At 65.6% G+C, this 26,621-nt stretch carries 21 protein-coding genes; 14 read left to right on the top strand and 7 right to left on the bottom strand.

The features are described from left to right. The first annotated feature begins 53 nt into the window (after positions 1–53). The 9 genes from J7I79_RS02405 (at position 54) to J7I79_RS02365 (ending at position 9,634) form a co-directional block, all read left to right on the top strand. Positions 54–1,007, top strand: a complete 954-nt coding sequence (locus tag J7I79_RS02405) for a carbohydrate ABC transporter permease (protein ID WP_214949740.1) — start codon at positions 54–56, stop codon at positions 1,005–1,007. A 2-nt stretch (positions 1,008–1,009) separates the two neighbouring features. Continuing rightward, a complete protein-coding gene (locus J7I79_RS02400) occupies positions 1,010–1,909 on the top strand; it encodes a carbohydrate ABC transporter permease (protein WP_214949738.1) in 900 nt (299 codons plus the stop codon). Positions 1,910–1,973: 64 nt separating this feature from the next. Further along, positions 1,974–3,509: an alpha-N-arabinofuranosidase gene (locus J7I79_RS02395; RefSeq protein WP_214949736.1), complete on the top strand. Its 1,536-nt coding sequence runs from the start codon at positions 1,974–1,976 to the stop codon at positions 3,507–3,509. Between the two features lie 128 nt (positions 3,510–3,637). Further along, entirely contained in the window at positions 3,638–4,141 is a 504-nt protein-coding gene (locus J7I79_RS02390; RefSeq protein ID WP_214949734.1) for a hypothetical protein, read from the top strand. A 348-nt stretch (positions 4,142–4,489) separates the two neighbouring features. Beyond that, entirely contained in the window at positions 4,490–6,358 is a 1,869-nt protein-coding gene (gene dnaK / locus J7I79_RS02385) for a molecular chaperone DnaK (protein ID WP_214949732.1), read from the top strand. Positions 6,359–6,360: 2 nt separating this feature from the next. Beyond that, complete coding sequence (locus tag J7I79_RS02380; protein WP_214949725.1) at positions 6,361–7,065, top strand: nucleotide exchange factor GrpE; 705 nt, start codon at positions 6,361–6,363, stop codon at positions 7,063–7,065. A 175-nt stretch (positions 7,066–7,240) separates the two neighbouring features. Continuing rightward, positions 7,241–8,227, top strand: a complete 987-nt coding sequence (locus J7I79_RS02375) for a DnaJ C-terminal domain-containing protein (RefSeq protein ID WP_214949723.1) — start codon at positions 7,241–7,243, stop codon at positions 8,225–8,227. Positions 8,228–8,267: 40 nt separating this feature from the next. After that, positions 8,268–8,690, top strand: coding sequence for a heat shock protein transcriptional repressor HspR (locus tag J7I79_RS02370; protein WP_214949717.1), 423 nt, complete (start codon positions 8,268–8,270; stop codon positions 8,688–8,690). Positions 8,691–8,800: 110 nt separating this feature from the next. Further along, positions 8,801–9,634 (top strand): alpha/beta fold hydrolase, encoded by an 834-nt coding sequence (locus tag J7I79_RS02365; protein WP_214949716.1) that lies wholly within the window; start codon positions 8,801–8,803, stop codon positions 9,632–9,634. Positions 9,635–9,677: 43 nt separating this feature from the next. Here the strand turns inward: J7I79_RS02365 and J7I79_RS02360 are convergent, their stop codons facing one another. Next, positions 9,678–10,613, bottom strand: coding sequence for a ketopantoate reductase family protein (locus J7I79_RS02360; protein WP_214949714.1), 936 nt, complete (start codon positions 10,611–10,613; stop codon positions 9,678–9,680). 345 nt (positions 10,614–10,958) lie between these two features. Here J7I79_RS02360 and J7I79_RS02355 point away from each other — a divergent pair, with 345 nt between their 5' ends. Continuing rightward, on the top strand, positions 10,959–11,345 hold the full coding sequence (locus tag J7I79_RS02355; RefSeq protein WP_104174728.1) for a hypothetical protein: 387 nt from the start codon (positions 10,959–10,961) through the stop codon (positions 11,343–11,345). Positions 11,346–11,378: 33 nt separating this feature from the next. Here the strand turns inward: J7I79_RS02355 and J7I79_RS02350 are convergent, their stop codons facing one another. Continuing rightward, on the bottom strand, positions 11,379–14,858 hold the full coding sequence (locus J7I79_RS02350) for a DEAD/DEAH box helicase (protein ID WP_214949712.1): 3,480 nt from the start codon (positions 14,856–14,858) through the stop codon (positions 11,379–11,381). Between the two features lie 177 nt (positions 14,859–15,035). Between J7I79_RS02350 and J7I79_RS02345 the strand changes: the two genes are divergently transcribed. Continuing rightward, a complete protein-coding gene (locus J7I79_RS02345; protein WP_214949710.1) occupies positions 15,036–16,034 on the top strand; it encodes a hypothetical protein in 999 nt (332 codons plus the stop codon). 146 nt (positions 16,035–16,180) lie between these two features. Then, positions 16,181–18,139 carry a glycoside hydrolase family 32 protein gene (locus J7I79_RS02340; protein WP_214949708.1) on the top strand — a complete coding sequence of 653 codons (1,959 nt, stop codon included), beginning with the start codon at positions 16,181–16,183 and terminating at the stop codon, positions 18,137–18,139. Here the strand turns inward: J7I79_RS02340 and J7I79_RS02335 are convergent. From J7I79_RS02335 to J7I79_RS02320, 4 genes are all read right to left on the bottom strand, one after another. Further along, positions 18,112–19,086: a carbohydrate kinase gene (locus J7I79_RS02335; protein ID WP_214949706.1), complete on the bottom strand. Its 975-nt coding sequence runs from the start codon at positions 19,084–19,086 to the stop codon at positions 18,112–18,114. The two genes, J7I79_RS02340 and J7I79_RS02335, sit on opposite strands and share 28 nt — an antisense overlap. A gap of 77 nt (positions 19,087–19,163) precedes the next feature. Next, positions 19,164–19,958 (bottom strand): ATP-binding cassette domain-containing protein, encoded by a 795-nt coding sequence (locus J7I79_RS02330; RefSeq protein ID WP_214949704.1) that lies wholly within the window; start codon positions 19,956–19,958, stop codon positions 19,164–19,166. Then, positions 19,955–21,001: an ABC transporter permease gene (locus J7I79_RS02325; RefSeq protein ID WP_214949698.1), complete on the bottom strand. Its 1,047-nt coding sequence runs from the start codon at positions 20,999–21,001 to the stop codon at positions 19,955–19,957. Before J7I79_RS02325 ends, J7I79_RS02330 begins: the two co-directional genes overlap by 4 nt. Before the next feature lie 114 nt (positions 21,002–21,115). After that, on the bottom strand, positions 21,116–22,234 hold the full coding sequence (locus J7I79_RS02320; protein ID WP_214949696.1) for a substrate-binding domain-containing protein: 1,119 nt from the start codon (positions 22,232–22,234) through the stop codon (positions 21,116–21,118). A gap of 163 nt (positions 22,235–22,397) precedes the next feature. Between J7I79_RS02320 and J7I79_RS02315 the strand changes: the two genes are divergently transcribed. Together J7I79_RS02315 and J7I79_RS02310 are read left to right on the top strand one after the other, a co-directional pair. After that, positions 22,398–23,393, top strand: coding sequence for a LacI family DNA-binding transcriptional regulator (locus J7I79_RS02315; protein WP_214949693.1), 996 nt, complete (start codon positions 22,398–22,400; stop codon positions 23,391–23,393). A gap of 73 nt (positions 23,394–23,466) precedes the next feature. After that, positions 23,467–23,760 carry a putative quinol monooxygenase gene (locus tag J7I79_RS02310; protein ID WP_214949691.1) on the top strand — a complete coding sequence of 98 codons (294 nt, stop codon included), beginning with the start codon at positions 23,467–23,469 and terminating at the stop codon, positions 23,758–23,760. A gap of 77 nt (positions 23,761–23,837) precedes the next feature. On the opposite strand, the gene J7I79_RS02305 is transcribed toward J7I79_RS02310, so the two are convergent. Beyond that, positions 23,838–26,519 (bottom strand): GH32 C-terminal domain-containing protein, encoded by a 2,682-nt coding sequence (locus tag J7I79_RS02305; protein WP_396020149.1) that lies wholly within the window; start codon positions 26,517–26,519, stop codon positions 23,838–23,840. Positions 26,520–26,621 lie beyond the last annotated feature (102 nt).

The following is a 26,621-nucleotide window of genomic DNA, read 5'->3' as shown; positions in this document are numbered from 1 at the left end:
CGCATCGCCGAATCCCGATTGAGCACCGCCCCGTTCGTGACAAAGGAGTCCTCATGAGCACCGCCCCCACAACAGCGCCCGCCGGGAAATCAACCCGCAGCCGGCGCGACGACATCCCAGCACCCGCAGCGAAATCCTCCCGTTCCAGGCGCGACAACATCCACGGCTGGGCCTTCTCTGCCCCGTTCCTGGCCTTCTTCCTGACGTTCCTGGTCTGGCCCATGATTTCCGGGGCCGTCATGAGCCTCACCGGAAAGTCGCTCACCGGCGCCAACAGCGGGTTCATCGGCCTGGCAAACTACACCGAGGCGTTCGCCGACCAGGACATGTGGCGGTCGCTGGGGAACACCCTGTACTTCACGCTGATCAGCACCGTGCCGCTGGTAGTCATCGCCCTGGCCCTGGCAGCGCTGGTCAACATGGGCCTTCCCGCGCAGTGGCTGTGGCGGCTCTCCTTCTTCTCCCCGTTCCTGCTCGCCTCCACCGTGGTGTCGCTCTTCTTTGCCTGGATGTACAACCCGGAGCTTGGGCTGTTCAACGATTTGCTCGCCAACCTGGGCATTCCGCCGGTGGCCTGGCTGAACGACCCTTCCGTGGCGATGTGGGCCATTGTGATTGCGACGGTCTGGTGGACCGTGGGCTTCAACTTCCTGCTGTACCTGGCCGCGCTGCAGAACATCCCGCAGCAGCACTATGAAGCGGCCTCGCTCGACGGTGCCGGCGGCTGGCGGCAGTTCTTCTCCATCAGCCTCCCCCAGCTGGGCCCCACCACGGTGATGATCGTTATCCTGCAGATCCTCGCGTCCCTGAAGGTCTTTGACCAGATCTACCAGATGACCGAAGGCGGACCGGGCGGAGCGACCCGCTCCATCGTGCAGTACATCTTCGAGGCCGGATTCACGGGCTACCGGCTGGGCTACTCGGCAGCCATTTCCTACATCTTCTTCGGCCTGATCCTGCTCATCGCGCTGGCCCAGGTCTTCACCGCACGGAAAAGGAGCGCCTAGCCATGGCCACCACCACACTTTCCAAGCCTGCACTCCGGCCCAAGGGCTTCGCCGAAACCGTGCCAGACCGCCGCCCGAAGACACCGCTTTCCCGCATCCTGGCCACCGTCGTCGTCTCGGTCCTCGCTGTGGCGTGGCTCGTGCCCTTTGCCTGGGCCACCGCCACCGCACTGAAGACCGAAACGGATGCCGCGTCCACCCCCATCAGCTGGATACCGGCGTCGGGCTTCACCTTCGATGCCTTTGCCAAAGTGCTGCAAAGCGGCAACATCCCCACCTGGACGCTCAACTCGCTGTTCACGTCCGCCGCGATCACCGCCATCACGCTGGTGATTTCCGCGTCCGTGGCCTACGCCATTTCGCGGATCGACTTCCGCGGCAAGAAAATGCTGATGGGCGTGATCGTGGCCTCCATCATCATTCCGCCGCCGGTCCTTATCATCCCGCTGTTCCAGCAGATGCAGTCGCTGAACCTGATCGACACGTACTGGGCGCTGATCCTGCCGCAGGTAATCCACTCGCCCATGGTGTTCGTGCTCAAGAAATTCTTCGACCAGATTCCGCGTGAACTCGAGGAAGCAGCCCTCATGGACGGCGCGGGCCGGCTGCGGATCTTCACCACAATCGTGCTGCCGCTGTCCCGCCCGATTCTTGCCGCCGTGGCCATCTTCGTGTTTATCGGGGCGTGGAACAACTTCCTGTGGCCGTTCATTGCCACGAACGAGAGCTCCCTGCTCACCCTGCCTGTGGGCCTGCAGACCATCAAGAGCGCCTACGGCATCCAGTACGCCCAGAACATGGCCTCGGCCCTGCTGGCAGCACTGCCCCTGATCGTGGTGTTCCTGTTCTTCCAGCGGCAGATCATCCGCGGCGTGGCCACCACCGGGCTCGCCGGCACCTAGGCCATCGCCGGACCTCAACACCCTGCGCCATCCACACCAAGCCAAACACCAGGACAGGAGCAAAATGTCCCGCGCACGAATCACCATTGACCGCGACTTCACCGTAGGTGAAGTTCCCCGCCGGATCTTCGGATCATTTGTCGAGCACATGGGCCGCTGCGTCTACACCGGCATCTACGAGCCGGGCCATCCCCGCGCGGACGACCGCGGTTTCCGCCGCGACGTCATGGACCTCGTCAAGGAACTCGGCGCCACTGTCGTCAGGTACCCCGGCGGAAACTTCGTCTCCGGCTACAACTGGGAGGACGGCATCGGGCCGGTCGCGGACCGGCCCCGCCGGCTGGACGGCGCCTGGCACACGCTGGAAACGAACGCCTTCGGACTGCACGAATTCGTGGACTGGTCCCGCGAAGCCGGGGTGGAGGTCATGGAGGCCGTCAACCTCGGCACCCGCGGCGTCGATGCCGCCCGCGAACTGGTGGAATACGCCAACATCCCGTCCGGCACCCGGCTGTCCGACCTGCGCCGCAAGAACGGCCATGAAGACCCCTTCAACATCAAGCTGTGGTGCCTGGGCAACGAGATGGACGGCCCGTGGCAGATCGGGCACAAGACGGCCGAGGAGTACGGCCGGCTGGCCCAGGAAGCCGCGAAGGCGATGCGGTTCGTGGATCCCGACATTGAACTCGTGGCCTGCGGCAGCTCCAACTCGGGCATGCCCACCTTCGGCGCGTGGGAGCAGACCGTCCTGACCCACACCTACGAGCAGGTGGACTATGTCTCGCTGCACGCCTATTACCAGGAACACGACGGCGACGCCGGCAGCTTCCTGGCCAGCGCCGTGGACATGGACTACTTCATCGAATCCGTGATCGCCACAGCGGACGCCGTCCGGGCCAAGGGCAAGCACAAAAAACACATCAACCTCTCCTTCGACGAATGGAACGTTTGGTACACCCGCCCCGGAGATGCCGATAGCCCCGCGGAAGTGGGCAAGCACGGCTGGCGCGAGCACCCTCGCGTCATCGAAGACCAGTACAACGTGACGGACGCCGTCGTCGTCGGGACCTTCCTCAACTCCCTGCTCCGGCACGGGGACCGCGTCAAGATCGCCAACCAGGCGCAGCTGGTCAACGTGATCGCCCCCATCCTGAGTGAGGAAAACGGGCCGGCGTGGAAGCAGACCATCTTCCACCCGTTCGCCCGCATGGCCGAGCTGGCCCACGGCCAGATCCTCCGGCTGGCGGTCGATTCGGATAAGTACACCAACGCCAAATTCGGCGACGCCGACCTCGTGGACGTCAGCGCCACGTGGAACGAGGAGACGGGGCGCATCGCGCTGTTCCTCGCCAACCGCGGGCTGGAAGGGGCGGCGGACGTCGAAGTGGTGCTTCGCGGCTTCGACGCCCGGCAGGTGGTCCGGGCCGAAGTCCTCCGCGTTCCTGACGGCGCCGACCGTTTCATCACCAACACGCAGGAGAACCCCGGCGCTGTCGGCCTCACCCCGCTGGAGGGAGTCAAGGCCGCCGGCGGCGAAGTCCGCGCGAGCCTGCCGGCCCTTTCGTGGGCGGCCATCGAACTGGAGGTCGTGCGCAACTGAGGTGACCCGCTGACTCCGTGACGGTCCCCGGGAACGGGGCCCGTTCGGCACTGTTGGACGGCCGGGCGGATGGATAGACTGCCCATGCGCCCGTCCGGGCGTCCGATGCTTCCAGGAGGGATCCGTCAGTGTCAGAGAACAGAGAATTTGAAGCACAAAAGCAGCCCAGCACAGAGCCCGCGCCGGCAGTTGAAGGCGACAGCGGCCAGTATGTCGACGGCGACTACGGCAAAGCGGGCATTGCGCGCGACGACGATACGGAAGCCGCCGGCGAAGGCGAGTATCCCGAGGGTGATTACGGAACGGCCGGGGCTGTCGAGAAACCGTCCGGCGCCGTCGAAGGCGAATATTCCGAGGGTGATTACGGAGCGGCCGGGGCTGTCGAGAAACCGTCCGGCGCCGTCGAAGGCGAATACGGAACCAGCGATGACGGCAAGGCCGGCACGGCGGGGGAGAACCTGGCGACCGTTGAGGAATCCGAGTACCCGGACGGCGACTACGGTAGCGCGGGCACTGCCGGCGCCGCCGGCGCAGAAGAGGCGCCCGCGGAACACCGGCTCGTCGAGGATGAAGTGCCCCTGGAAGACGAGGCCGACGAAGAGGATGAGGATCAGCCGCGCGACCCTGCCTGAGGGAGCCGGCCTGAAACGGCCAGTCTGAAGGCACCTGTCTGAATGCCTGCCTGACGGCTTCGCCGCACTGACCTGCCCCGGCGCCGGGTTCACGCACAGCGAAACCGGCCCCGGGGCATCGCCATGTCCGGGCGAAAATGGCGGATTGACGGTCTTTTGAGAATGCCCGTGTGCCCTGCTGTTGCCCCTGAACCTCAAACTTGAGCGTGATTGACTCAACTTTGGATTGACTTAAATCCGGCCATGGGTAAAGTTGAGTGTAGATCGCTCAATCAGTGGGCGTGCCTGAATTCGACCAGCCCGGACACCGGGCCCGGGATCGTTTCCAAGGAAAGAAGGAAGCAACACATGTCACGTGCAGTAGGTATCGACCTCGGAACCACCAACTCCGTCGTCTCCGTTCTCGAAGGTGGCGAGCCCACCGTCATTGCCAACGCCGAGGGTGGCCGCACCACGCCGTCCGTCGTTGCGTTCTCCAAGTCCGGCGAAGTCCTGGTCGGCGAGATCGCCAAGCGCCAGGCCGTCAACAACATCGACCGCACCATCGCCTCCGTCAAGCGCCACATGGGCACTGACTGGTCCGTGGCGATCGATGACAAGAAGTACACCGCGCAGGAAATCTCCGCCCGCATCCTGATGAAGCTGAAGAACGACGCCGAGTCCTACCTGGGTGAAAAAGTCACCGACGCCGTGGTCACGGTTCCGGCCTACTTCAACGATGCCCAGCGCCAGGCCACCAAGGAAGCCGGAGAAATCGCCGGCCTGAACGTCCTGCGCATTGTCAACGAGCCCACCGCGGCCGCCCTGGCCTACGGCCTGGACAAGGGCAAGGAAGACGAACTCATCCTCGTCTTCGACCTCGGCGGCGGAACCTTCGACGTCTCCCTCCTCGAAGTGGGCAAGGACGAAGACAACTTCTCCACCATCCAGGTCCGCTCCACCGCCGGTGACAACCACCTCGGCGGCGACGACTGGGACCAGCGCGTCGTTGACTACCTGCTGAACCAGCTCAAGGTCAAGGGCATCGACCTGTCCAAGGACAAGATCGCCCTGCAGCGCCTGCGCGAGGCCTCTGAGCAGGCCAAGAAGGAACTTTCTTCCTCCACCAGCACCAACGTCTCCCTCCAGTACCTCTCCGTCACCCCCGACGGCCCGGTCCACCTGGACGAGCAGCTGACCCGCGCCAAGTTCCAGGACCTCACCAAGGACCTGCTGGACCGCACCAAGAAGCCGTTCCAGGACGTCATCAAGGAAGCCGGCATCAAGCTCTCCGAGATCGACCACATCGTCCTGGTGGGCGGTTCCACCCGTATGCCCGCCGTGTACGAACTGGTCAAGGAACTGGCCGGCGGCAAGGAGCCCAACAAGGGCGTCAACCCTGACGAGGTCGTCGCCGTCGGCGCCGCACTGCAGGCAGGTGTCCTGAAGGGCGAGCGCAAGGACGTGCTGCTGATCGACGTCACCCCGCTGTCCCTCGGCATTGAAACCAAGGGCGGTGTCATGACGCACCTGATCGAGCGCAACACGGCCATCCCCACCAAGCGGTCCGAGACGTTCACCACGGCTGACGACAACCAGCCGTCCGTGGCCATCCAGGTCTTCCAGGGCGAGCGCGAGTTCACCCGCGACAACAAGCCGCTGGGCACGTTCGAGCTGACCGGCATTGCTCCGGCTCCGCGCGGCGTCCCGCAGGTCGAGGTCACCTTCGACATCGACGCCAACGGCATCGTGCACGTCTCCGCGAAGGACAAGGGCACCGGCAAGGAACAGTCCATGACCATCACCGGCGGCACCGCCCTCTCCAAGGAAGACATTGACCGCATGGTCAAGGACGCCGAGGAGCACGCAGCCGAGGACAAGGCCCGCCGCGAGGCAACGGACACCCGCAACACGGCCGAGCAGCTCGCCTACTCCGTGGACAAGCTCATCATCGACAACGCCGACAAGCTGCCCGAAGAGGTCAAGACCGAGGTCCAGGCCGACGTCGACGCCCTCAAGAAGGCCCTCGAAGGCACCGACGACGCCGCGGTGAAGACCGCGTTTGAGAAGCTGCAGGCTTCCCAGACCAAGCTCGGCGAAGCCATCTACGCGCAGGCCGGTTCGCCGGACGGTGCCACGGGTGCCGCAGGCGCTGAGGGTGCTCCCGCCGGCGGCGACAAAGCTGCTGATGAGGACATCGTCGACGCCGAGATCGTTGACGAAGAAGAGAAGAAGTAATCATGCCGCATCACGGTAACGAGGAAGAGCACAGCTCTTCCAAAGACCAGCAGCATCACCGCGACAGCCACGAGAACGAGCGCGGGGACAACGAGCCGCAGAAGCCGATCATCCGGGACAACCGCAAGGTTGACCCGGAGACCGGCGCGGCCCGCCACCCCGAGCGCGAAGGCCACGCCGACAAGGCAGGCAAAACTGCCGAAACCGAGGGCGACGCCCTTTCCCAGGCCGAGGACATCCTCAACAGCGTTGAGGTTCCTGCCGAGGAATCGGTGGCGCAGGGAGTGGGCGCAGCGGAAGCGGAGGAGCTCAAGAACGACCTCCGCCGCCTGCAGGCCGAGTACGTCAACTACCGCAAGCGCGTCGAACGCGACCGTGCCGTGGCAGGGGAAATGGCCGTCATCGGCGTCCTGAATTCCCTGCTTCCGGTACTGGACGACGTCGACGCCGCCCGCCAGCACGGCGACCTGACCGACGGCCCGTTCGCCGCGATCGCCGCCAAGCTGGAAAACGCGCTGAAGACCTACGGCCTGGTCCGCATCGATGAGACCGGGGTGGAGTTCGATCCGACCATCCACGAGGCCCTCATCCAGCAGCCCGGCCAGGATGTCGAAATCGACACCGTCAGCCAGGTCCTGCGCTCCGGCTACAAGTCCGGCGAGCGGGTCCTCCGGGCAGCACAGGTTATCGTCGCAGTTCCGGCGTAGTTACCAGCGACGGACGGATAAGGGGGCCCCGCCCCTACGCGTGGCGGCTTTGGTCCTTCGGACCGAAGCCGCCACGCTCCGGCAGGCCCGATGCCACTCCCGGGCCCCCTTATCCGTCCGTCGCTCAGCGGTAGTCTCGCCTTAACGCTTTTTGTACTTTTGAAAGGAAACGCCATTGGCTAGCCAGGACTGGGTCGACAAGGATTTCTATAAGATCCTTGGAGTCGCCAAGGACGCTTCCGACGCCGATATCAAGAAGGCCTACCGGAAGCTTGCGCGCCAGCACCACCCGGACACCAATGCGGGTGACGTGGCTTCGGAGAAGAAGTTCAAGGACATCTCCGAGGCCTATTCCGTGCTCTCGGACCCGGATGAGCGGCAGCAGTATGACGCAATCCGTGCCATGGGCGGCGGCGCGCGGTTTGCTCCCGGCGGCGGGGGCGGAGCGCCTGGCGGTGCCGGCTTCGAAGACCTCTTCGGCGGTCTTTTCACCGGTGGCAGCGGCCGTCACTCCGGGGGCTACAGCACCTCTGGCGGCATTCCGCCGGAGTTCGCCGACCTGTTCGGCGGGGGCTTCGGCGGCGCAGGCGGCCCCGCGGGCTACCAGCGCGCGCCGCAGAAGGGCGCCGACCGCACGGCGACCACCACGATTTCATTCGCGGGTTCCATCCGCGGCACCACCATCGGCCTGCGCGAACCTGACGGAGACGTCATCGATGTCCGTGTTCCGGCAGGCATCAAGGACGGCCAGAAGGTCCGCGTCCGCGGCAAGGGCCAGTACGGTCCCGCCGGCAACGGCGACCTCATGGTCACCGTGAACGTCAAGGGCCACGACTTCTACACCCGCGACGGCGACAACCTCCGCATCCACGTTCCGGTCTCCTTCCCGGAGGCGGCCCTGGGCGCTGACATCGAGGTGCCCACGATCGACGGCGAGAAGGTCAAGGTCCGCGTTCCCGCAGGAACGCCGTCCGGACGCACGCTGCGTGTCAAGGGCCGCGGGGTCAAGCACGCCAAGGCCACCGGCGACCTGCTGGTGACCATCGACGTCGTGGTTCCGCAGAAGCTGACCAAGGAAGCGGAGGAGGCCGTGAAGACTTTCGCCGCAGCCACCGCCGGTGAGGACGTCCGCGCCGGCCTGGCAGCCAAGGCACGCCTCTAGGGTTTCGGGGGACAGGGCAGGGTTTAGAGAGAGGGCGGGCATGGACATTGACTTTGATCAGCCGATCTTCGTCATCTCGGTGGCGGCTGAGCTGGCAGACATGCACCCGCAGACGCTGCGGCAGTATGACCGCCTGGGCATCGTCTCGCCCAGCCGCGCGCCCGGAAAGTCCCGGCGGTACTCCCAGCGTGACGTCAACATGCTCCGAGAGGTGCAGCGGCTCTCGCACGAAGGGGTGTCGCTGGAGGGAATCAAGCGGATCCTGCAGCTGGAGAACCAGGTGGCTGCGCTGCAGCGACGCGTGGGCGAACTGACAGAGGAACTGGGCCGCCGCCGCACGCCGCTGGACTCGCGCATTTTCGCCGCCGGGACCGCGGGCGATGTGGTCAGCCTGGCCCGCGGACAGCGTCCCCGCGCCCGCTCCCAGGCCGTGGTGGTGTGGCGCCCGCGCCCCACCGACTGACCCACAGACGGGCACGGTGGCTTTGCCTTGACAGGCGAAGCGTGCCGGAACAGAGTGGATGGTCACGCCTGTTCACTGCCAGTCTTCATTGCCCCGGAAGGAACGCCCTCATGGCCTTTGTCTCTGTCGGAAAAGAAAACAGCACCACCGTTGAGCTGTACTACGAGGACCACGGACAGGGACAGCCGGTGGTCCTCATCCACGGGTACCCCCTCGACGGCGCCTCCTGGGAACGGCAAACGGCCGTGCTGCTGGAGGCCGGCTACCGGGTGATCACCTACGACCGCCGCGGGTTCGGTAAATCCAGCAAGCCCACCGAGGGCTACGACTACGACACCTTTGCCGCGGACCTCAATTCCCTGCTCACCGAGCTCGACCTGGCCGACGCCGTGCTGGTGGGCTTCTCGATGGGAACCGGCGAAGTGGCCCGCTACATCAGCACCTACGGATCGGCCCGCGTGTCCAAAGCCGTGTTCCTTGGCTCCCTGGAGCCCTTCATGCTGAAGACGGAGGACAACCCCGACGGCGTTCCCCAGGAAGTCTTCGATGGCCTGCTCGCCGCCGTGAAGGAAGACCGCTACGCCTTTTTCACGGAGTTCTTCAAGAACTTCTTCAACACCGACGACACCTTGGGCAGCCGCCTCAGCGAAGAGGCGCTGCGGGCCAGCTGGGCCACCGCGAGCAAGTCCTCCGCGCACGCCTCCGTGGCTGCGCAGCCCACCTGGCTGACGGACTTCCGCGAGGACATCCCGAAGATCGACGTTCCCGCGCTGATCGTCCACGGAACGGCGGACAACATCCTGCCCATCGACGTCACCGGCCGCCGCTTCAAGGAAGCGCTGCCCGCCGCGGACTACGTGGAGATCGAGGGCGCCCCGCACGGGATGCTGTGGACCCACGCGCCGGAAATCAACGAGGCACTCCTGGCGTTCCTCAAAAAGTAGGAACGGCTCAGCCTTCCCGAGGCTGCATTACCGGAGCGGCACGCTAGCTGGTTGCGGCGTGGACCCTGAGTTGCATCAGGGCGAGGTCGATCAGCGGCGTGCCGGCCCCGACGAGGCGTGCCCGCCGGGTGAAGTCGCCCAGCAGGTGTTCCGTCTCGCCGGGGAGGCCGGCAACGACGTCGCGGTAGAGGGACGATGTGAAGGTTGATCCCGGCTGCGTAAGCATGCTCACGGACTGCTCCGTTTCGTGGTCCGGCATCGGGTAACCGGCCGCCGCCGCGACGGCACCGGCTTCGGCCAGGACGGAGTGCACAAACTCCTTGCCGCCGGGCACCGCGACGATGGCGCCCACCGGTCCCCGCATCAGGCAGGTCACGGTGCCGGCAGAGACGATGAATACCCATTTGTGCCACATGGATGCCAAGGCATCCGCCGTGGCCGAGGCCTTGAACCCGGGCACCGTGAAGAGCTCCACCGCCTGCAGGACGCGGTCACTCGGCGGGCCGTGCTGTTCGCCGACCGTGAGTGTCGCCAGCGGATTCATCTGCAGGATGTCGCCGTCGTCGGTGACGGTAGTGACCACCTTGACGATCCCGCCCAGGACCCGTTCGGTGCCGAATGCAGCCTCCAGTGTGTCCATGTGGGCCATGCCGTTGAGGAACGGAATAATCACTGTCTCCGGCCCCACTGCCGGTGCCACGTCGGCCAGCGCCCGGGGGAGGGCGGAGGCCTTCACTGTAACCAGCACCAGGTCGTAGGAGCCGTTGAGGTCCGCCGCGGTGACAAGCGCAGGTTCGATGACGTCCTCTTGTCCCAGGCCAGTGATGCGCAGACCGCGCCGGCGCAGGGTGGCGGCCCGCCCCTCGCGGACCAGGAAGGTCACGTCCCGGCCGGCCTGCGCCAGGCGAGCACCGAAGTATCCGCCGGTGGCGCCGGCACCGACAACCAGGATCCTTTGGGCGTTCGGCTGGCTGTTCATAGTGCTCCTCAGTGATTGTGTCGCTGCGGATCCGAAGGGGACGGCGGCGTAGGTTGCTTCAGATTAGCTTTGCCACACCTGTTTCCAGCACGACGGCGGGCGCGGGCGCGGACTGAGTACCCGGTAGTGTGCCCGGCTCCCGGGCAGGCAGAATAGAGTACACACTACTCGTGACGGACCGGAGCGGCAGCCGCTTAAATGGAGCACAGCTGGGTCTCACAGCTTGATTCTGGTCTCTCTGGGGGTTTTCCTTATGCGTGTTTTCTGCAATCCCGGTCTGTCACTTCCGTGCAGTGCGGCAACTCCATGCCCTGCCCAAATTGGCGGCGTCCGATGAGTGCGGGAATGGAATCAGTTGCCATGTTCGCGGGCTCGATGTCCGGGCAGGTCCTGCTGTCCCTAGGCCAGGCGATGGTCGTGGTGTGCCTCTGTTTCGACATGGTGCGTGCCCTGTCCGTGCCCAGGTCGCACCGGCGCTACGTGGCCAGTACCATTTTCCGCACCCTGGCCGTGCCGTCCGTCCTGGTCATGGGCATCAGCGTTCTGGTTGACGCCGTCTTCTGGTCCTGGATGGACGTTGCCATGGGCGTCTTCGTGATGGTCATGATCGTCTTCCGCCTGCACCACGACAAGGACGAGGACAACTGGTGGAAGGGAAAGGGCACGAAACTCGCCCGCTGGGCCCGGAAGCAGCTGTCGTCGGGACGGTCCCTCGCGCCCGCGATGGGCTGACCGGCCGGCGTTGAAACGCCGGCAGTCAAACCCTCAGTCGTTGAAGAGGCCGGCCAGGTCCTCAGCCGTCAGGGAACCGCCGGAGAGCGCATCGCCCTCCATCACGTCCGCAAACAGCTGCGACTTCTTCGCCTTCAGGGCCATGACCTTTTCCTCGATGGTGTCCTTGGCGACCAGGCGGTAGACCATCACATTCCGCGCCTGCCCGATCCGGTGGGTGCGGTCCACAGCCTGCGCCTCGGAGGCCGGGTTCCACCACGGGTCCAGCAGGAACACGTAGTCCGCCTCGGTCAGGTTCAGGCCGAAGCCGCCGGCCTTGAGGCTGATCAGGAACACGGGGGCGGAGCCGTTCTTGAACTCGTTCACCACATCGGTACGGTTGCGCGTGCCGCCGTCGAGGTAGCAGAACTCGATCTTCTCCTCGACCAGCCGCTCACGGACCTTCCCCAGGAACCCGGTGAACTGGCTGAAGATCAGTGCCCGGTGCCCCTCGGCCACAAGGTCCTCCAGCTGCTCGAACAGCACGTCCAGCTTGCTGGACCGGACCCCGGACAGGGAAGGATCCACCAGGGATGCGTCCAGGCTGAGCTGGCGCAGCAGCGTCAGCGACTGGAAGATGGTGAAGCGGTTCTTGTTGACGTCGTCGATAAGGCCCAGGATCTTCTGGCGCTCCCGCTGCAGGTGGGTCTGGTACACCTTCTGGTGCCGTGGGTTCAGCACCACCTCGAGGATCTGCTCCTGCTTCGGCGGCAGGTCGTGGATGACCTGTTCCTTGGTGCGGCGCATCATGAGCGGACGGACCCGACGGCGGAGCTTGTCCAGCTGTCCCTTGTCGCCGTTCTTCTCCACCGGCTTCTGGTAGTACTCAGCGAACCGCTTGGGGCTCGCGAACAGGCCGGGCGCCACAATTGAGGTGAGTGCCCAGAACTCCATCAGGTTGTTTTCCAGCGGCGTGCCGGTGATGGCCAGCTTGAACGCCGCCGGCAGCTTCCGCGCGCACTGGTAGGCCTTGGACTGGTGGTTCTTCACGAACTGGGCCTCGTCCAGCACCAGGGCCGCCCATTCGCGGGACGCGTACGCCTCGTAGTCGATCCGGAACAGGGCGTAGGACGTGATCACGATGTCCGCGCCCGCCATGGCCTCGGCCGGGTCCACGCCGTTCTTCGCAAACGTCTCGCCGATGGCCCGGACGGTGAGGCCGGGGGCGAATCTTGCGGTTTCAGCTTCCCAGTTGCCCACCACGCTGGTGGGGGCCACGACCAGAAAAGGTGCGGAGCCCGGTGCGGCGGCCGCACTCGGTACGGCGCCGTCGGAAGCCGGGGCTCCGTCAGCACCGGTGCCGTCCGGAACCCGGGTTGCTTCCTTCGCCGCGCAGATCAGCGCCAGCGCCTGGACGGTCTTGCCCAGGCCCATGTCGTCAGCCAGCACCCCGCCGAGCCCGTGCCGGTAGAGGAAGCTCAGCCAGTTGAAACCCTCCAGCTGGTACGGGCGCAGCTCGGCATTTAGCGTTGCCGGCAGGGGCAGCCCTTTGATGCCGCCCTCGAGCAGCCCGCCCACGGCCTCACGCCAGGCGGCGGCCTGCTCGTCCACAATGCCCAGGTGCGCCAGCTCGTCCCAGAGCCCCGCCTGGAACCGGCTGATCTGCAGCGGTGCATCCTTGTTGTCCTGTAGTGAACGGGCTTCGTCAATGAGGGCCCGCAGCTGATGCAGTTCGGGCAGGTCCAGGGAGAAGTACGCGCCGCTGGGCAGGAGCATCCGGGTCTCACCGGCCGCCAGCGCGGAGAACAGCGCGGCGAAGGACACCGGCTGGCCCTCAAGCGTGATCACAATGCCCAGGTCGAACCAGTCGCGGCTGTCCGTGGCCTTGGTGGAGATGGCCACAATGGGGGCTTCCTCGGCCTCGCGGTAGTCGGCGATGTCGCCCGCGGTGTCCACCACGACGTCCGGGGTGTTGCGGAGCCGCGGCAGCACTTCCTCGGTAAAGGCCAGGGTGTCCAGCCCGCTCAGCTCTGCGGACGCCGCCAGCCGCGGGGTGCCCCAGCCGCCCGTGGCGGATTCGCCCAGCTTGGGTACAACTTCCCAGGGCTGGCCCACGGACTCGAGGATGCGGGCTTCGGTGGGGTCGTCCCGGTAGCCGTGGTCGCCCGGGTGGCGCCACAGCGGCTGCGCCGTGACCAGGTTCCCGGACTTGTAGTGCCATTCCCAGTGCAGGCGCACCTTGTGGTCGGTGCCGTAGTTTGCCAACAGGGACAACGTGGGAACGGCCAGCGTGGGCAGCTCCACGGACTCGTCCGAGGCCGTGACCCGGGCGGCCTGCTTGAGCTTGGGATAGAAACCGGTGAGGAAGCGGGTCTCGTCCTGTGCCGGAATGTGCAGGGCGCTGCCAGCCGTGACGAACGTCAGGAGTTCCTCGCTGAGGCCGCTTTCCAGCGGAGCCAGCGTGATGATCGATCCGGTGCCCACGCCCGGAAGTGCGTCCCCTCCGGACGTCAGGAAGATCCCGTGCGCAGGGCGGCCGATGGTCCCCACGGATGCCGGATCAACCACTTCCCCCTCAACGGTGATGGTGGGCGCTAGCGTCAGCCCGCCGTCGTCGGGCGTTTTTCCGTTTGAGGCGGCGCCGGATTCATCCCCGCCGGGAGCGCCGAACCGGGTCAGATTAAGCCCGACGGCGGCAGGGTCCTCCACGAACCGTACGGGTTCCTGGCCGCTGGCCTGCACCAGCGCGACGCCGATCTTCCGCGCCTGGGTGAGCAGGCTCCAGAAGTTCTTTCCGGCGTAGGTGTTCAGTCCCAGCCAGGGCGCGGTGGAATTGTGCTGGCGGTTGGCGAGGGCGGTGTGGGACGCAAGGAATTCCTGCATCCACTCCACATGCGACTCGTTGCATTCGCGCCGGTAGTTGAGGTAACTGAGCGTGTTCCAGGAGACGTCGCCGCGGATCCACTTGCCCTTGGCGCCCATGATCACGGGGCGCGCCTTGAGCTGGCGCACACTGCGGAGCGGATCACGCCGGCCCGTGTAGGAGAAGTGCGGGGCAGGCTCTTCGATGTCGAACTGCAGGGCCAGCGGGATGCCGTTGGTGGACTGGGTGATTCCCGGCCGGGCAATGAGCGGGCCCAGGGCCTGCTCCCAGTCCGGCATCTCCTGCGCGAGCGGCTCACGGGCCAACCGGGTCGCCTCGGCCGGGGCAAGCAGCTGGACGCGGGTGGCCGGATTGTCCTCCGCAGCGAACAGCAGCGCGGCCACGTGCTTGCAGTCCTTCCGCACGGGGCAGCTGCAGACGCCCACGGTGCAGCTCCAACCGCCCGCCTTCCGGACCAGCTTCGCAGTGGTTGAATAGGGCGCGTCCGAACCGCCGCGGACTTTGCCGAGCATCAGGCCGGTGGCGGCATCGAAGGAAATCCCCGAGACCCGGCTGCCCATGGCGTAGGCGAGTCCGGCCGCGAGGGAGCGGTCGTTGATCGCGGGGGTCTGTATTGCCAGTGCCGCACTCTCGTCCGGTTGGGATGGCATGGTGCGCGCTACTTTCAGCAGGTCAAAAATCTGCAGGTTATCTGATCCATCTTACCGAGCCGGGACAGGCCCTGAAACTTCGCCCAACGTTCAACTCCTCCTCAACCCGCGGACCGGTCCGCGGCATAGCGTGAAAGGGTCCTGAGCACCACCCGCTTTCAGCAGTGAGGATTTCCCATGAGCACCGGTCAGCCCGCCAGCAAGCACCCCGTCGTCCTGACAATCGATAGCGCCGCGGCGGCCAACGAGGACGTTGTTGATTCCAACGTGACGGTGGTCAACGCCATGTACGCGGAACTGCTCGACGCCCCGGAAATTGCGCCGAACGCCCTGCGCAGCTACTACGTTGACTTCTACCTCACCCAGGCGCTGGCCGGCGGCTTCGCGCAGTACGTCTTCACCGTGCCGGAACGCGAAGAGATCGACGCCTACGTCCGCGAAGGCCTGGAAGGCATGGGCGCCACCGCCCACCTTGCGCTGTTCAACCGCACGGCCGCGGCTTTTGATGCGCTCTCCGAAGACGACGCCGATACTTATTTGGACGGGGACACTGAGCATTTTGACGACGTCGACGGCGGAGACAGCACCGACGACGACGGCAGCACCGACGACGACCGCAGCACCGACGGCGACGGCAGCACCGACGGCGACGGCAGCGCCGACGGCGACGGCAGCGCCGACGGCGACGGCGGGAGCGCCACTGCGGAGGCGGCCCGGTCTGCCGAGGCAGTCCGCGAACTCGAGGGGCTCGACGACGACTTCGAGTCGCTGCTGGAGACCGAGGACATCCTTGCGCTGAACGCCGCATGGCTCCGCAGCCAGGAAGGCCTGCTGGTGCTGGCCGACGAGCAGCTGGAGCTGCACATCGCAGAGCGCGTGGCGCAGATCCCCAACCTGGCCGAACGCCAGGCCGAGGCGGCGGAAGAGGCCCTCGAGAATGCGCCGGAGTTCGAACTGATCATCCGCGAACTGTGCGACGTCGCCGGCCACGAGCTGGAGAAAATCACCATGGGCGATCCCAACTACGAGCACAACGGCGAGACTGTCCTGGCCTGGCACTTCACCACGGACCACGGTGATTTCATCATGGTGGAAGACGATGACGAGGCCTACATGATCAGCCCCTCGACCAAGGAAATTGTTGCTGCGGTTGAGTTCGAAGAGGCTGACGCGTAGGTCCCTACTCCGGGGCTGCGGCGACCGCAGCGGGAACACCGGGGTGCATCCCCTGTAAAATTGAGTGAAATCAGACCAGAATGCGGAACGCCGGCGCCGGCTTTAAACCCGGCGCCGGCGTTTGTGCATCACGATGATCGGTGGACATGTCACTCAGGTTTCTTCCCAACAAAGTCACGCCACGGGCCCTGTGGGCCGCGGTGGCCGCTGCCGCTGCCTTGGTGCTGGTGGCGGTGGCCCTGGTGGTGGGGTTGGGGTCCCGGCCGGACCCGGGCAGCCCGGCCGAACAGGCGCTGGCTGACGTCGCCAAAGCGCAGTCGGAAGCCAAGGATGGAAAGGGCCGTTACGGCTCCTTCTGGCTGGCCGGGGGAGACCGCAGCCTGGAGGGCCTGGCGCATCCGCTTCGGACCGACGGCGTCTCCGACCTCCGCACCATCGAATGCGCCGACGGCTGGGTGGCCGCCGCCCGGCTGGGCCAGGACGTCTATGTGCGGTCCAGCGTGCGGGACCAGGTGGTGCGGGCAGGTTCCGGGGACATTCCCCGGCCCGGCTGCATCACTCCCGAAGCCGTGGATGCCATGCTGGCCGACCTCGGCGCCGGACCGGAGGTGCCCGCACCGGCAGAATCGGCGTTCGCGCGTCCGGACGGAGCCTCCGCCTACCGGCCCAGCTACCACATCACGCCCCCGAAAAACTGGATGAACGACCCCCAGCGGCCCTTCTGGCTGGACGGTCAGTGGCACTACTACTACCTTTACAACTCCGGCTACCCCGGGGAGAACGGCACCGAGTGGTACCACCTCACCAGCACCGACCTGGTGCACTGGAAGGACGAGGGGGTGGCGATCGAAAAGTACAAGAACGGCCTCGGCGACATCGAGACGGGCAGCGCCGTGGTGGACCACGGGAACTCCGCGGGGTTCGGCAAGGACGCCGTCATCGCCGTTATGACCCAGCAGGACGAGGGGGTGCAGCGGCAGTCGCTGTTCTATTCCACCGACAAGGGCCATTCGTTCAAGGCCTATGACGGCAACCCGGTAATGGACAACCCCGGGGAGCAGCACTGGCGCGACCCCAAAATCATCCGCGATGAAGCCAACAACCAGTGGGTCATGGCTTTGGCGGAGGGCGAAAAGATCGGACTGTACGCGTCCTCCAACCTGAAGGAATGGCGCTACCTGTCCGGCTTTGAGCGCGAAGGCCTGGGCGTCCTTGAATGCCCCGAGCTCTTTCAGCTCGATGTCGACGGCGACCCGGCCAAGCGGACATGGGTGCTCGCCGCCAGCGCCAACGGGGCCGAGGAGGGAAAGTCCACCGGCGTCGCCTATTGGACCGGAACCTGGGACGGTACACGGTTCACGCCGTCGGAAGAGAAGCACCAGTGGCTCGACGACGGGGCCGATTTCTACGCCGCCGTGACCTGGGACGACCCGCGGCTCACCGAAAGCCAGCGCATGGGCTCCCGCCACGCCATCGCCTGGCTGAACAACTGGGCCTATGCGCGAAAGCTACCCACGGAGGACTGGCACGGCGGCACCGATACGGTGGTGAGGGACATCCGGCTGAAGACCGTTTCCGGCAGGCCCACGCTCGTCTCCACGCCCACCGATGCGTTGAAGTCACTGCAAGGCGAGACTGTCACTGTGGAGGACCGGAAACTGACTCCGGACGGTTCCGCTGAGCTGCCCGCGCCCGACGGCGGTGCATACCGGCTTGACCTCACGCTTGAACGCGCGGCCGGGGACGACGGCTCCGAGGCCAAGGTGGAGCTGCTCGCCGAAAACGGGGTCTTCGCCACAGTGGGCTATGACTTCGACTCGGAAACCGCGTTCGTCTCCCGTGACGGTGCAGCCAAGGAAACCGCCGGACTCGCACCCGATTACGGCACGGTCCGGCGGGCGGAATCCGCTCCCCGCGAGGGCCGGGTGCAGCTGACAATCTATGTCGACTACAGCTCCGTTGAGGTGTTTATCAACGGCGGGGAGAAGACCCTGACGTCGCTGGCGTTTCCCGCGGGCGCTCCCAAGGGCCTTAAAGCCTTGACCAAGGACGGGACTCTGACGCTGAAGTCCTTCAGCTACACGCCGATGGCCGCCGCGTCCTGACCCTCCCGGTGATGGGCGGTCCGGTCCTGGGCTGCCCGAAGTTCGTCGAGGGTGGGCGGGTTGGCGCCGGGCCGGCTGACCGTGATGGCGGCCGCCGCCGATGCGGTCCGGCCGATGGCCTCGAGCACGGAAGGGGCCAGCCCGGCGGTGCCGCGGGTCAGCAGCCCCAGGATCAGGGCGGCCATGTACGAGTCGCCCGCGCCGATGGTGTCCGCCACGGACGTGGTCACGGACGGAATGTGAAGACTGCCTTCAGCCGCGCGGAGCAGTGATCCTTCGGCTCCGGCCGTTATGACGGCAAGCCCGGTGCCCAAGGCCAGGATCCTCTCCGCCGTCTGCTCCAGGTCCTGCCCCGGGTACAGCCAGCGGGCGTCTTCGTCGCTGAGTTTGACGACATCGGTCAGGGGGACGAGTTCTTCGAACAGGGACTTCGCTTCACTGTGGCTGCCGAGCAGTGCCGGCCTGATGTTGGGATCGTAGGTGACCATGCAGTCCCGGTGTGCCTGCTCCAGCAGGGTCCGGACGGCGGCGGCGCCCGGTGCCAGGAACGTGGCGATCGAGCCGGTGTGCAGGACCTTTGGAAAGAAGGCCGGCGCCAGCGCCTCCAGCCGCCAGTCGATGTCGAAGACGTAGCTGGCCGAACCGTCCGCGGCGATAGTGGCCGTTGCCGAGGCAGTGCGTTCGAGGGAACGGGCCCCCGGCAGCAGCACGACTCCCGCGCCGGACAGGTGTGCTTCGATCGCGGCCCCGCGGGCGTCGTCGCCGATTGCCGTCAGCAACCCGGTGCTGACTCCCAGCCGACCGAGACCGTAGGCGACGTTGGCAGGCGAACCGCCGGGGTGCTCCACGTCGCCGTCGGGACGGCTGACGACGTCGATCAGCGCCTCGCCGACGACGATGACGTCGGGGCTGTCGGCAGGGGAGGAGTGCGAACCGGGATTGAACATTGGATCTCTTTCGTGAAGCCGTCCGCGGACCGGTGATCCGGTCCGCGGACGGAGTTTTGGTGAAACTACTGCGGCGCTCAGGCCGTGGCCGCGCCGGTCATGATGGCCACCGCATCGGTCATGCTGTGCGACTGCGGCGTGATGGTGGCAGCGCATTTGCCCAGGCGCTGAATGTGGATACGATCGGCCACGTCGAACACGTGCGGCATGTTGTGGCTGATCAGGATGACGGGGAGCCCGCGGTCCCGCAGGTCCCGGACCAGTTGAAGGACCTGGTTGGATTCGCGTACGCCGAGCGCCGCCGTCGGCTCGTCCAGGACCACCACCTTGGAACCGAAGGCCGCGGCCCGCGCCACGGCAACAGCCTGGCGCTGGCCGCCGGACAGGTTCTCCACGGGGACCGTCACGTCCTGCAGCGTCGAGATCCCCAGCCGGGTCAGCTCTTCTTTGGCCTTGCGGCGCATGCCCTTGGTGTCGAGGACGCGGAAGATGCTGCCGAGCGGGCCGGGCAGGCGTTCCTCCCGGCCCAGGAAGAGGTTGGAGGCCACGTCCAGGGCAGGCGAGACTGCCAGGTTCTGGTACACGGTTTCAATGCCGTGGACGCGGGCGTCCTGCGGGCGTTTGAAGTGCACCTGTTTGCCCGAAACCATGAGTTCGCCCGAGTCCGGAATCTCGGCGCCGGTGAGGCATTTGATGAGCGTGGACTTGCCGGCGCCGTTGTCTCCGATGATGGCCAGGACTTCGCCGGGGTACAGGTCGAGGCTGACCCCGTCCAGGCCCACTACGCGGCCGAAGGTCTTGACGAGGTTCCTGGCCTGCAGGATGGGCTGGCGGAGGCCGGTGCCGGCAGGCTGGAATTGGGTGGCGGTCATGATTTCACCTTTCGGATCCACTGGTCGATGGACACAGCGAGGATGATGAGGACGCCCACGGCGAGGGTCTGGTAGAGCACATCCAGGCCGGCCAGCGACAGGCCGTTGCGGAACACTCCGACAATCAAGGCACCCAAAAGGGTTCCCCAGACGGACCCGCGGCCGCCGAAGAGGCTGGTTCCGCCGATGACGACGGCGGTGATGGAGTCCAGGTTCAGGTCGACTCCGGCGTTGGGGCTGGCGGCGTTGGTCCGGCCGATCTGGATCCAGGCGCCGATGGCCAGGACGGCGCCGGCGGCGAGGTAGACGCTCATGAGGACTTTGTTTACGGCGATACCGGCCAGCCGGGCGGCTTCCTTGTCATCGCCCACGGCGTAGACGTGCCGTCCCCAGGCGGTTTTGCCGAGGATGAACGCGATGGCGATGTAGAGCAGCAGCATCACGACGACGCCGGTGGAGATCCGCACGGGGCCCACCGGGAAGGTGGTTCCGGTCCAGGTCAGCAGGTCCGGCATCGCCGAGCCGCGCACGGTCGTCCCGCTGGAGTAGAGAAGGGTCAGTGCGATGAAGATGTTCAGTGTGCCCAGGGTGACGATGAACGGGGGGAGCCGGAACCTGGTGACCAGGAACCCATTCAGGGCTCCGGCCGCGAGTCCGATGACCAGGCCTGCGAGCAGCGCGACGGGCGCGGGCAGTCCGTTGTTGACGGCAAGTTGGGCCACGACCATGGAGGAGAGGATCATGACGGCCCCAACGGAAAGGTCGATGCCTGCCGTGAGGATAATGAGGGTCTGGGCGATGGCCAGGGTGCCGACGACGGAGACCTGCTGCGTAATCAGGGAGAGGTTTTCAACCCGCAGGAACCTGTCATTGAGCAGGCCGAACACGACCACCGCGATGAGGAGGACGAGGGCCGGGCTGACGGCAGGGTAACGGTGGAGGATATTGCGTATCCGGCTAAGCGGTGTCTGTCGGTCGAGGAATTCCTCCGCCAGGTCGGCATGCCCGGCGCTGGGCGGGCCGGCGGTCTGTTGCTGGGTCACGATATGTCCTGATCTTCGATGATGGGTGCTAATGCGTAGCAAGCTAGCTCGGGAGATGAAGTGCGGGGCGGCCTAACAGGCTCAGACCTCCCCGCACTCAGTGGAACTGGGTGGCTACTTTCCCCAGCAGATGTCGGATGCTGCCGTGGTGGTGATGCTCTTGACGCCGTCGGCCGGCTTGTCAGTGACGAGCTCGACACCGGTGTTGTAGAAGTCCAGGCCCTCGGAGTTGGCGGGCTTCTTGCCGGTCTTGGCCAGGTCAACGATGGCCTTCACGCCCAGTTCGGCCATCTTGATCGGGTACTGCTGTGCAGTGGCGCCGATGACACCTGACTTGACGTTGTTCACACCGGTGCAGCCGCCGTCGATGGAGACCACCAGGACGTCCTTTTCCTTGCCGGCGGACTTCAGCGCCTCATACGCTCCGGCGGCTGCCGGTTCGTTGATGGTGTAGACAACGTTGATGTTGGGGTTCTTGGCGAGGAGGGTTTCCATGGCTGTGCGGCCGCCGTCCTCGTTGCCCTGGGATGCCTGGCTGCCGACGATCTCGTAGTCGCCGCCCTTGCCGCCGGTGTACTTGCCGGTCTTGGCCTCGTCGCCGTTCTTCTTCGCGTCGGCGGTGTCGATGCCGAGTCCGGTGAGGAAGCCCTGGTCGCGGTTGTAGTCGACCGAGACAATCTTGTCGTCGAAGAGGTCCACGAGGGCGATGGTGGCCTTTTTCCCGCCGAGCTGGGCCGCGGTCCATTTGCCGATGAGCTCACCCGCGGCGAAGTTGTCCGTGGCGAAGGTGATGTCAGCAGCATCCGCCGGGTCCGGGGGAGTGTCCAGGGCGATGACGAAGAGGCCGGCGTCCTTGGCCTTCTTGAGGGCGTCGACGACGGACGGGCCGTTGGGGGTGATCAGGATGCCCTTGTCGCCCTTGGAGATGGCGTTTTCGATGGCCTGGATCTGTGTGTCCTCGTCGCCGTCGGCCTTGCCGGCTGCCAGCTTGAGGTCCACGCCGCCGGATTCGGCGGCCTTCTTGGCGCCGTCCTGCATGGAGACGAAGAACGGGTTCGAGGTGGTCTTGACGATCAGCGAGACGCCGATCTTGTCCGACGATGACCCGCTGGTGGAGCCGGCGGAAGAGGTGTTTCCGCCGCACGCCGTCAGGCTGAGCGTGCCGAGCGTCAGGACGGCGCCGAGGGCGAACAAACGGGTTGCGACGGTCCGTGGGGCTGTGGAACTCAACATTGAATCTCCTGTTTCCATGGCACGAGTTGTGCCTGACAACGATGTCATGGAAAATGTAACCAATCTCACAAGGTAGAGTCAAGGCATAATCGAGAATGAAGGACGAGGTTTGACAACGATGTCTAATCGTTACCAATCTGAGGCGACACAGGGCAGGCCAACGATGCGCCATGTTGCGGCGCTGGCCGGAGTTGGCATCAAGACGGTGTCGCGCGTCATGAACGATGAACCGGGCGTCTCCGAATCCACCCGTCTCCGCGTGCTCGGGGCCTCCCAGCAGCTCAACTACCAGCTGGACATGGCGGCGGGAAGCCTCCGGCGGACCGGGCGGCAGACGCTGAGCATCGGCCTGCTGCTGCCCAGCGTCTCCAACCCGTTCAGCGGAGAAATCCACCGGGCGCTGGAGGATGCCCTCGCTGCACGCGGGATCGCGGTGTTCGCCGCCAGCCTGGACGACGATCCCGAGCGTGAGAAAGCACTTGTCGCCGCATTCCTGGGCCGGCGGGTGGACGGCCTGGTGCTGACGCCGATTGCCAAGAGCCAGGCCTACGTCATCCCGGAGCACTCCCGGGACCTGCCCATGGTGTTCATCGACCGCGAACCCGTAGGCATCGACGCCGATGCCGTGGTGACGGACAATGCCGTCGGTGCCGCTAAGGCGGCCTCCCACCTGCTGGCCCACGGGCACAGGAAGCTCGCCTACCTTGGCGACCGCACCGAAATCCAGACGGCGCGGGAGCGGAGGCGGGGATTCATCGAGGAACTCGGGAGGGCCGGCGTCCCGACGTCGACCATCCCCGTCCGCGAAGGTCTGCATGACGAGGAGTCGGCGCGGCTGGCGGCGCGGGAGCTCCTGGCCTCCGACGACCCGCCCACCGCCATTTTTTCCAGCCAGAACCTGGTCACCTTCGGAGTGATGAGGGCGCTCAAGGAGCTGGGTGCCAGCAAACGCGTGGCGCTGGTGGGGTTCGACGACTTCAGCTTGGCGGACATGATGGAACCGGGGATCACCTTGATTGCCCAGCATCCGGAGCGGATCGGCAAGCTCGCCGCGGAGCGCTTGCTGGCCCGCATCGACGGTGACCGGATTGCCCCGAAGACGTATGTCGTGCCGTCCGAGCTCATCCTCCGGGGGTCCGGTGAGATCCCACCGTCCTGAGCGATCCGGTTTCGTCCGCTTTTGCCTTGCCCAATACCGTCCCAATGCGAACCCACCCTTGAAAGGGAGCACCATGACCAAAACGCTTTACGCCGAATTCACGGTCAAACCCGGCAGCGAAGCCCGGGTGGCCGAAATGATGCGCGAGCTCACCGAAAAAGTCCGCAGCGAACCGGGCAACGAACTGTTCCTGCCCTACACGCGTGAGTCGAACCCCCGGGAGTACTTCGTCTTCGAGGTGTACCGGGACGAGGCCGCGTTCCAGGAACACATCGGCGCGGACTACGGTGCGGCCTTCAATGGAGAGCTGGTGCGCCACATCGAAGGGGACGGTTCGGTTCTGACCTGGCTGCAGCCCCAGGCCTAAGGAGTTCGCGAGCGAGAGGGCCGGTGCCCGCGGGGGGATCCCGCGCGGGCACCGGCCCTTTCCTTTGGGTGCTGCAGCTACCTGCTGTTCTTCACCGTACTGAGTGCGGCGGAAAACATGGATGGCTTCAGCGGGGTGACCGTGAGCGACTTGACCCTGGCCGTGCCGCCTTCGGCAAAGAGGGCCACCTGACCTGCGCCGGCGCCCGGGAACACCTGGTCCGTAATGGTACGCAGGCCGTTCTGGGCAAAGACCTCCACCGACGCGCGGTCAACGTAGATCCGCAGGGTCACGTTGCCGCTTCCATCAACGGTCACCGGCGCCGAGTCCACCGACGTGAACAGTGGGTGGAAGCCCGTGTTCCCGGAATTGCTCCGGTCCACGTAGACCTCGCCGGTTGCTGCGTCGTAGCCGATCTCAGTGGACGTTGTTCCGTCTCCCAACACCGTTATGCCGGACTTGGCTGCCGTTCCCGGGGCGAACGTGACATCGATCCTTTGGACATCGCCAGACGCCGTAGCCGGAAGCGGGTGGACGCCCGGTGCAATGCTGCGGGCCGACTTCTCGCTGTAGGAAGATTTCGCGGCCAGCTTGTCCACCTGGCTTGCCGCCTTCTGGGTCAGCCGGGGCCCGTCGGCAGTCTGGGTGAGGCCCACTTCGCGGGGCAGCGACATCGCGCTGCGCCAAGGGGAAGTGGGGACGAGGTTGGCGTAATCCCAGTTGTTCATCCATCCGAGCATGACGCGCTTGTTCTGGGGCATGTTGCCGAAGGAAACCGAGGCGTAGTAGTCGCGGCCGTAGTCCAACCAGTCATAGCCCTGCAACCGGGGCTTGGCCGGCCGTGCCGAAGCGACGAACTCATCGGCCAGGAGGTGCCCCCAGCCGAAGCGGTTGTTGTCCACGATCCGGATGCTGGCCTGGCGGCCCCTGAACTCCGCGACATTCCACGATGCCCAGTCCAGGACTTCGCTGTTGGTTCCCGTGGCGGACCGGACCACCTGCCCGTCCACCACGAGGTTGACTGTGGTTTCGTCCGAGCGGGGAACGGCCGCCTGGTCGGTCAGCATGACGTGGTCAAGGGTGAGGTGTCCCCACCCGCCGCCCGCCTGGTCCACGACCCTTAGCTGTGCGCTCCGGCCGGCGAACTCCGAAACGTCCCAGCCCTTCCAGTTGAGCGCGCCGGCGTTGTCTCCGCTGACTGTTCTGACAACGTTGCCATCGATCAGGAGCTGGGCTTCCAGGACTTCCCCGGAGTCGGCGGCGCGTTGCCCGCCGCCGACGAGCATGCTCATGAAGTTTCGGGTGACGGTGAAGGCCGGGGACGTGAGGGTGCCTTGGCGGTCATCACCCGGGGCGCCACCCGCTTCGAAGGTGTTGATCCGTTTGGCCCCGATGAAGTAGTCGCCGCCTGCCGTGGCCGGCTGGAAGGCGGGCTCCAGGTCCGCGGTTCCGGTCCAGCCGGCGTCGGCCAGTGTGCTGCCGTCCGGAACCTCGAAGCCGTTGAACAGCAGGTCTCCGGCCGGGGCATTGTTGTCCAGCTTGTCCGAGATGCGGGGATGCTGTCCGCCGCCCACGAGGAAGTTGATGTAGTCACTGCCGACCGTGAACTCCGGTGAACTCATGGAGCCAAGCGGCCAGTCGCCGTCGTTGAAGGAATTGACCAGCCCGGCCCCGGCATAGCCGGTGACCTGGTTCTGTCCTGCCAGTGTTCCCTGTGCCGGTGTGTCGGCAAACGGCCCGTTCTTCCAGTTTCCAGGTTCGTTGTTGACCGTCCAGCCGCCGTAACTTCCGTCGTTGAAACCCGCCAGCGGAGTTCCGGCCGGGAGGGAATCCACGGGGTCCGTGGTGTCCGAAGTGAACGTGGTGCCGTCAAAGTCACCCACGAAGTACTGCCCTGCAGAACCGCCCGCCACGCCGCCGGGATTGATGTTCACCACCATGACCCACTTGACGTTGTCCGGGTTTCCGTCCACGGCCAATGGAAAGAGGTCAGGGCATTCCCACAAGCCGCCAGTTGCGTTTGCCGGCCCGAAGGAGCTCAGCTCGGTCCAGTCCTTGAGGTTATCGGACTTGTACAGGAGCACCTTGTGGTCCAAGGCCTCCACGGCGGTCATCACCCAGTAGCCGCCGCCGTCGGGGGCGTCGTACCAGAAGACCTTCGGGTCGCGAAAGTTAGCTGAGTTGCGGTTGAGGACAGGGTTCTGGCCGTACTTGGTCCAGGTCTGGCCCTGGTCCAGGCTGTACGCCAGGGACTGCGCCTGCAGCCCGCGGTGCGGGGATGCGTCCTTGTAGGCGCTGGTAAAAATCGCCACCAGGGGAGGATTTGTCGCGGTGCCGAAGCCGGAGGAGTTGTTCTTGTCCACCACCACGCTGCCGGAGAAGATGTCCTGCTGGTCATCGGTGGGAATCGCCAGCGGCTGCTCCTTCCAATGGACCAGGTCAGTGGACGTGGCATGCCCCCAGGACATGTTCCCCCAGGTGTTCCCGGACGGGTTGTGCTGGTAGTAGAGGTGGTAGACGCCCTTGTAGAAGACCATTCCGTTGGGATCGTTCATCCAGTTCTTCTCCGGCGAGAAATGGACGGCGGGGCGGTACTGCTCTTCACCCGGAGTGGTGGCCGCTCCGGCCGGGATGGCCCCGGCCAAGGCGCCGCCAAGGGCCAGGCCTGCCAGTGCCACGGCGGTGACTGCCCGCAAGCCGATGGTTCGTGTTGTGTGCATAGTGCTGAGGTCGCCCTTCATCGCGCGTGTCTTTCCCATAAAGACAACGTTGTCAGTGGAGGGAACGCTAAATTAAGTCCACGAGACAAGTCAACGGACCGGTACGCGAGAGGCCGGATACGGCACGGCAAAGCTCGGCGG

Origin of the sequence: Arthrobacter sp. ISL-69, from assembly GCF_018613775.1 — a bacterium.
Taxonomy (GTDB): Bacteria; Actinomycetota; Actinomycetes; order Actinomycetales; family Micrococcaceae; genus Arthrobacter.
This window is presented reverse-complemented; position numbering and strand designations above follow the sequence as displayed.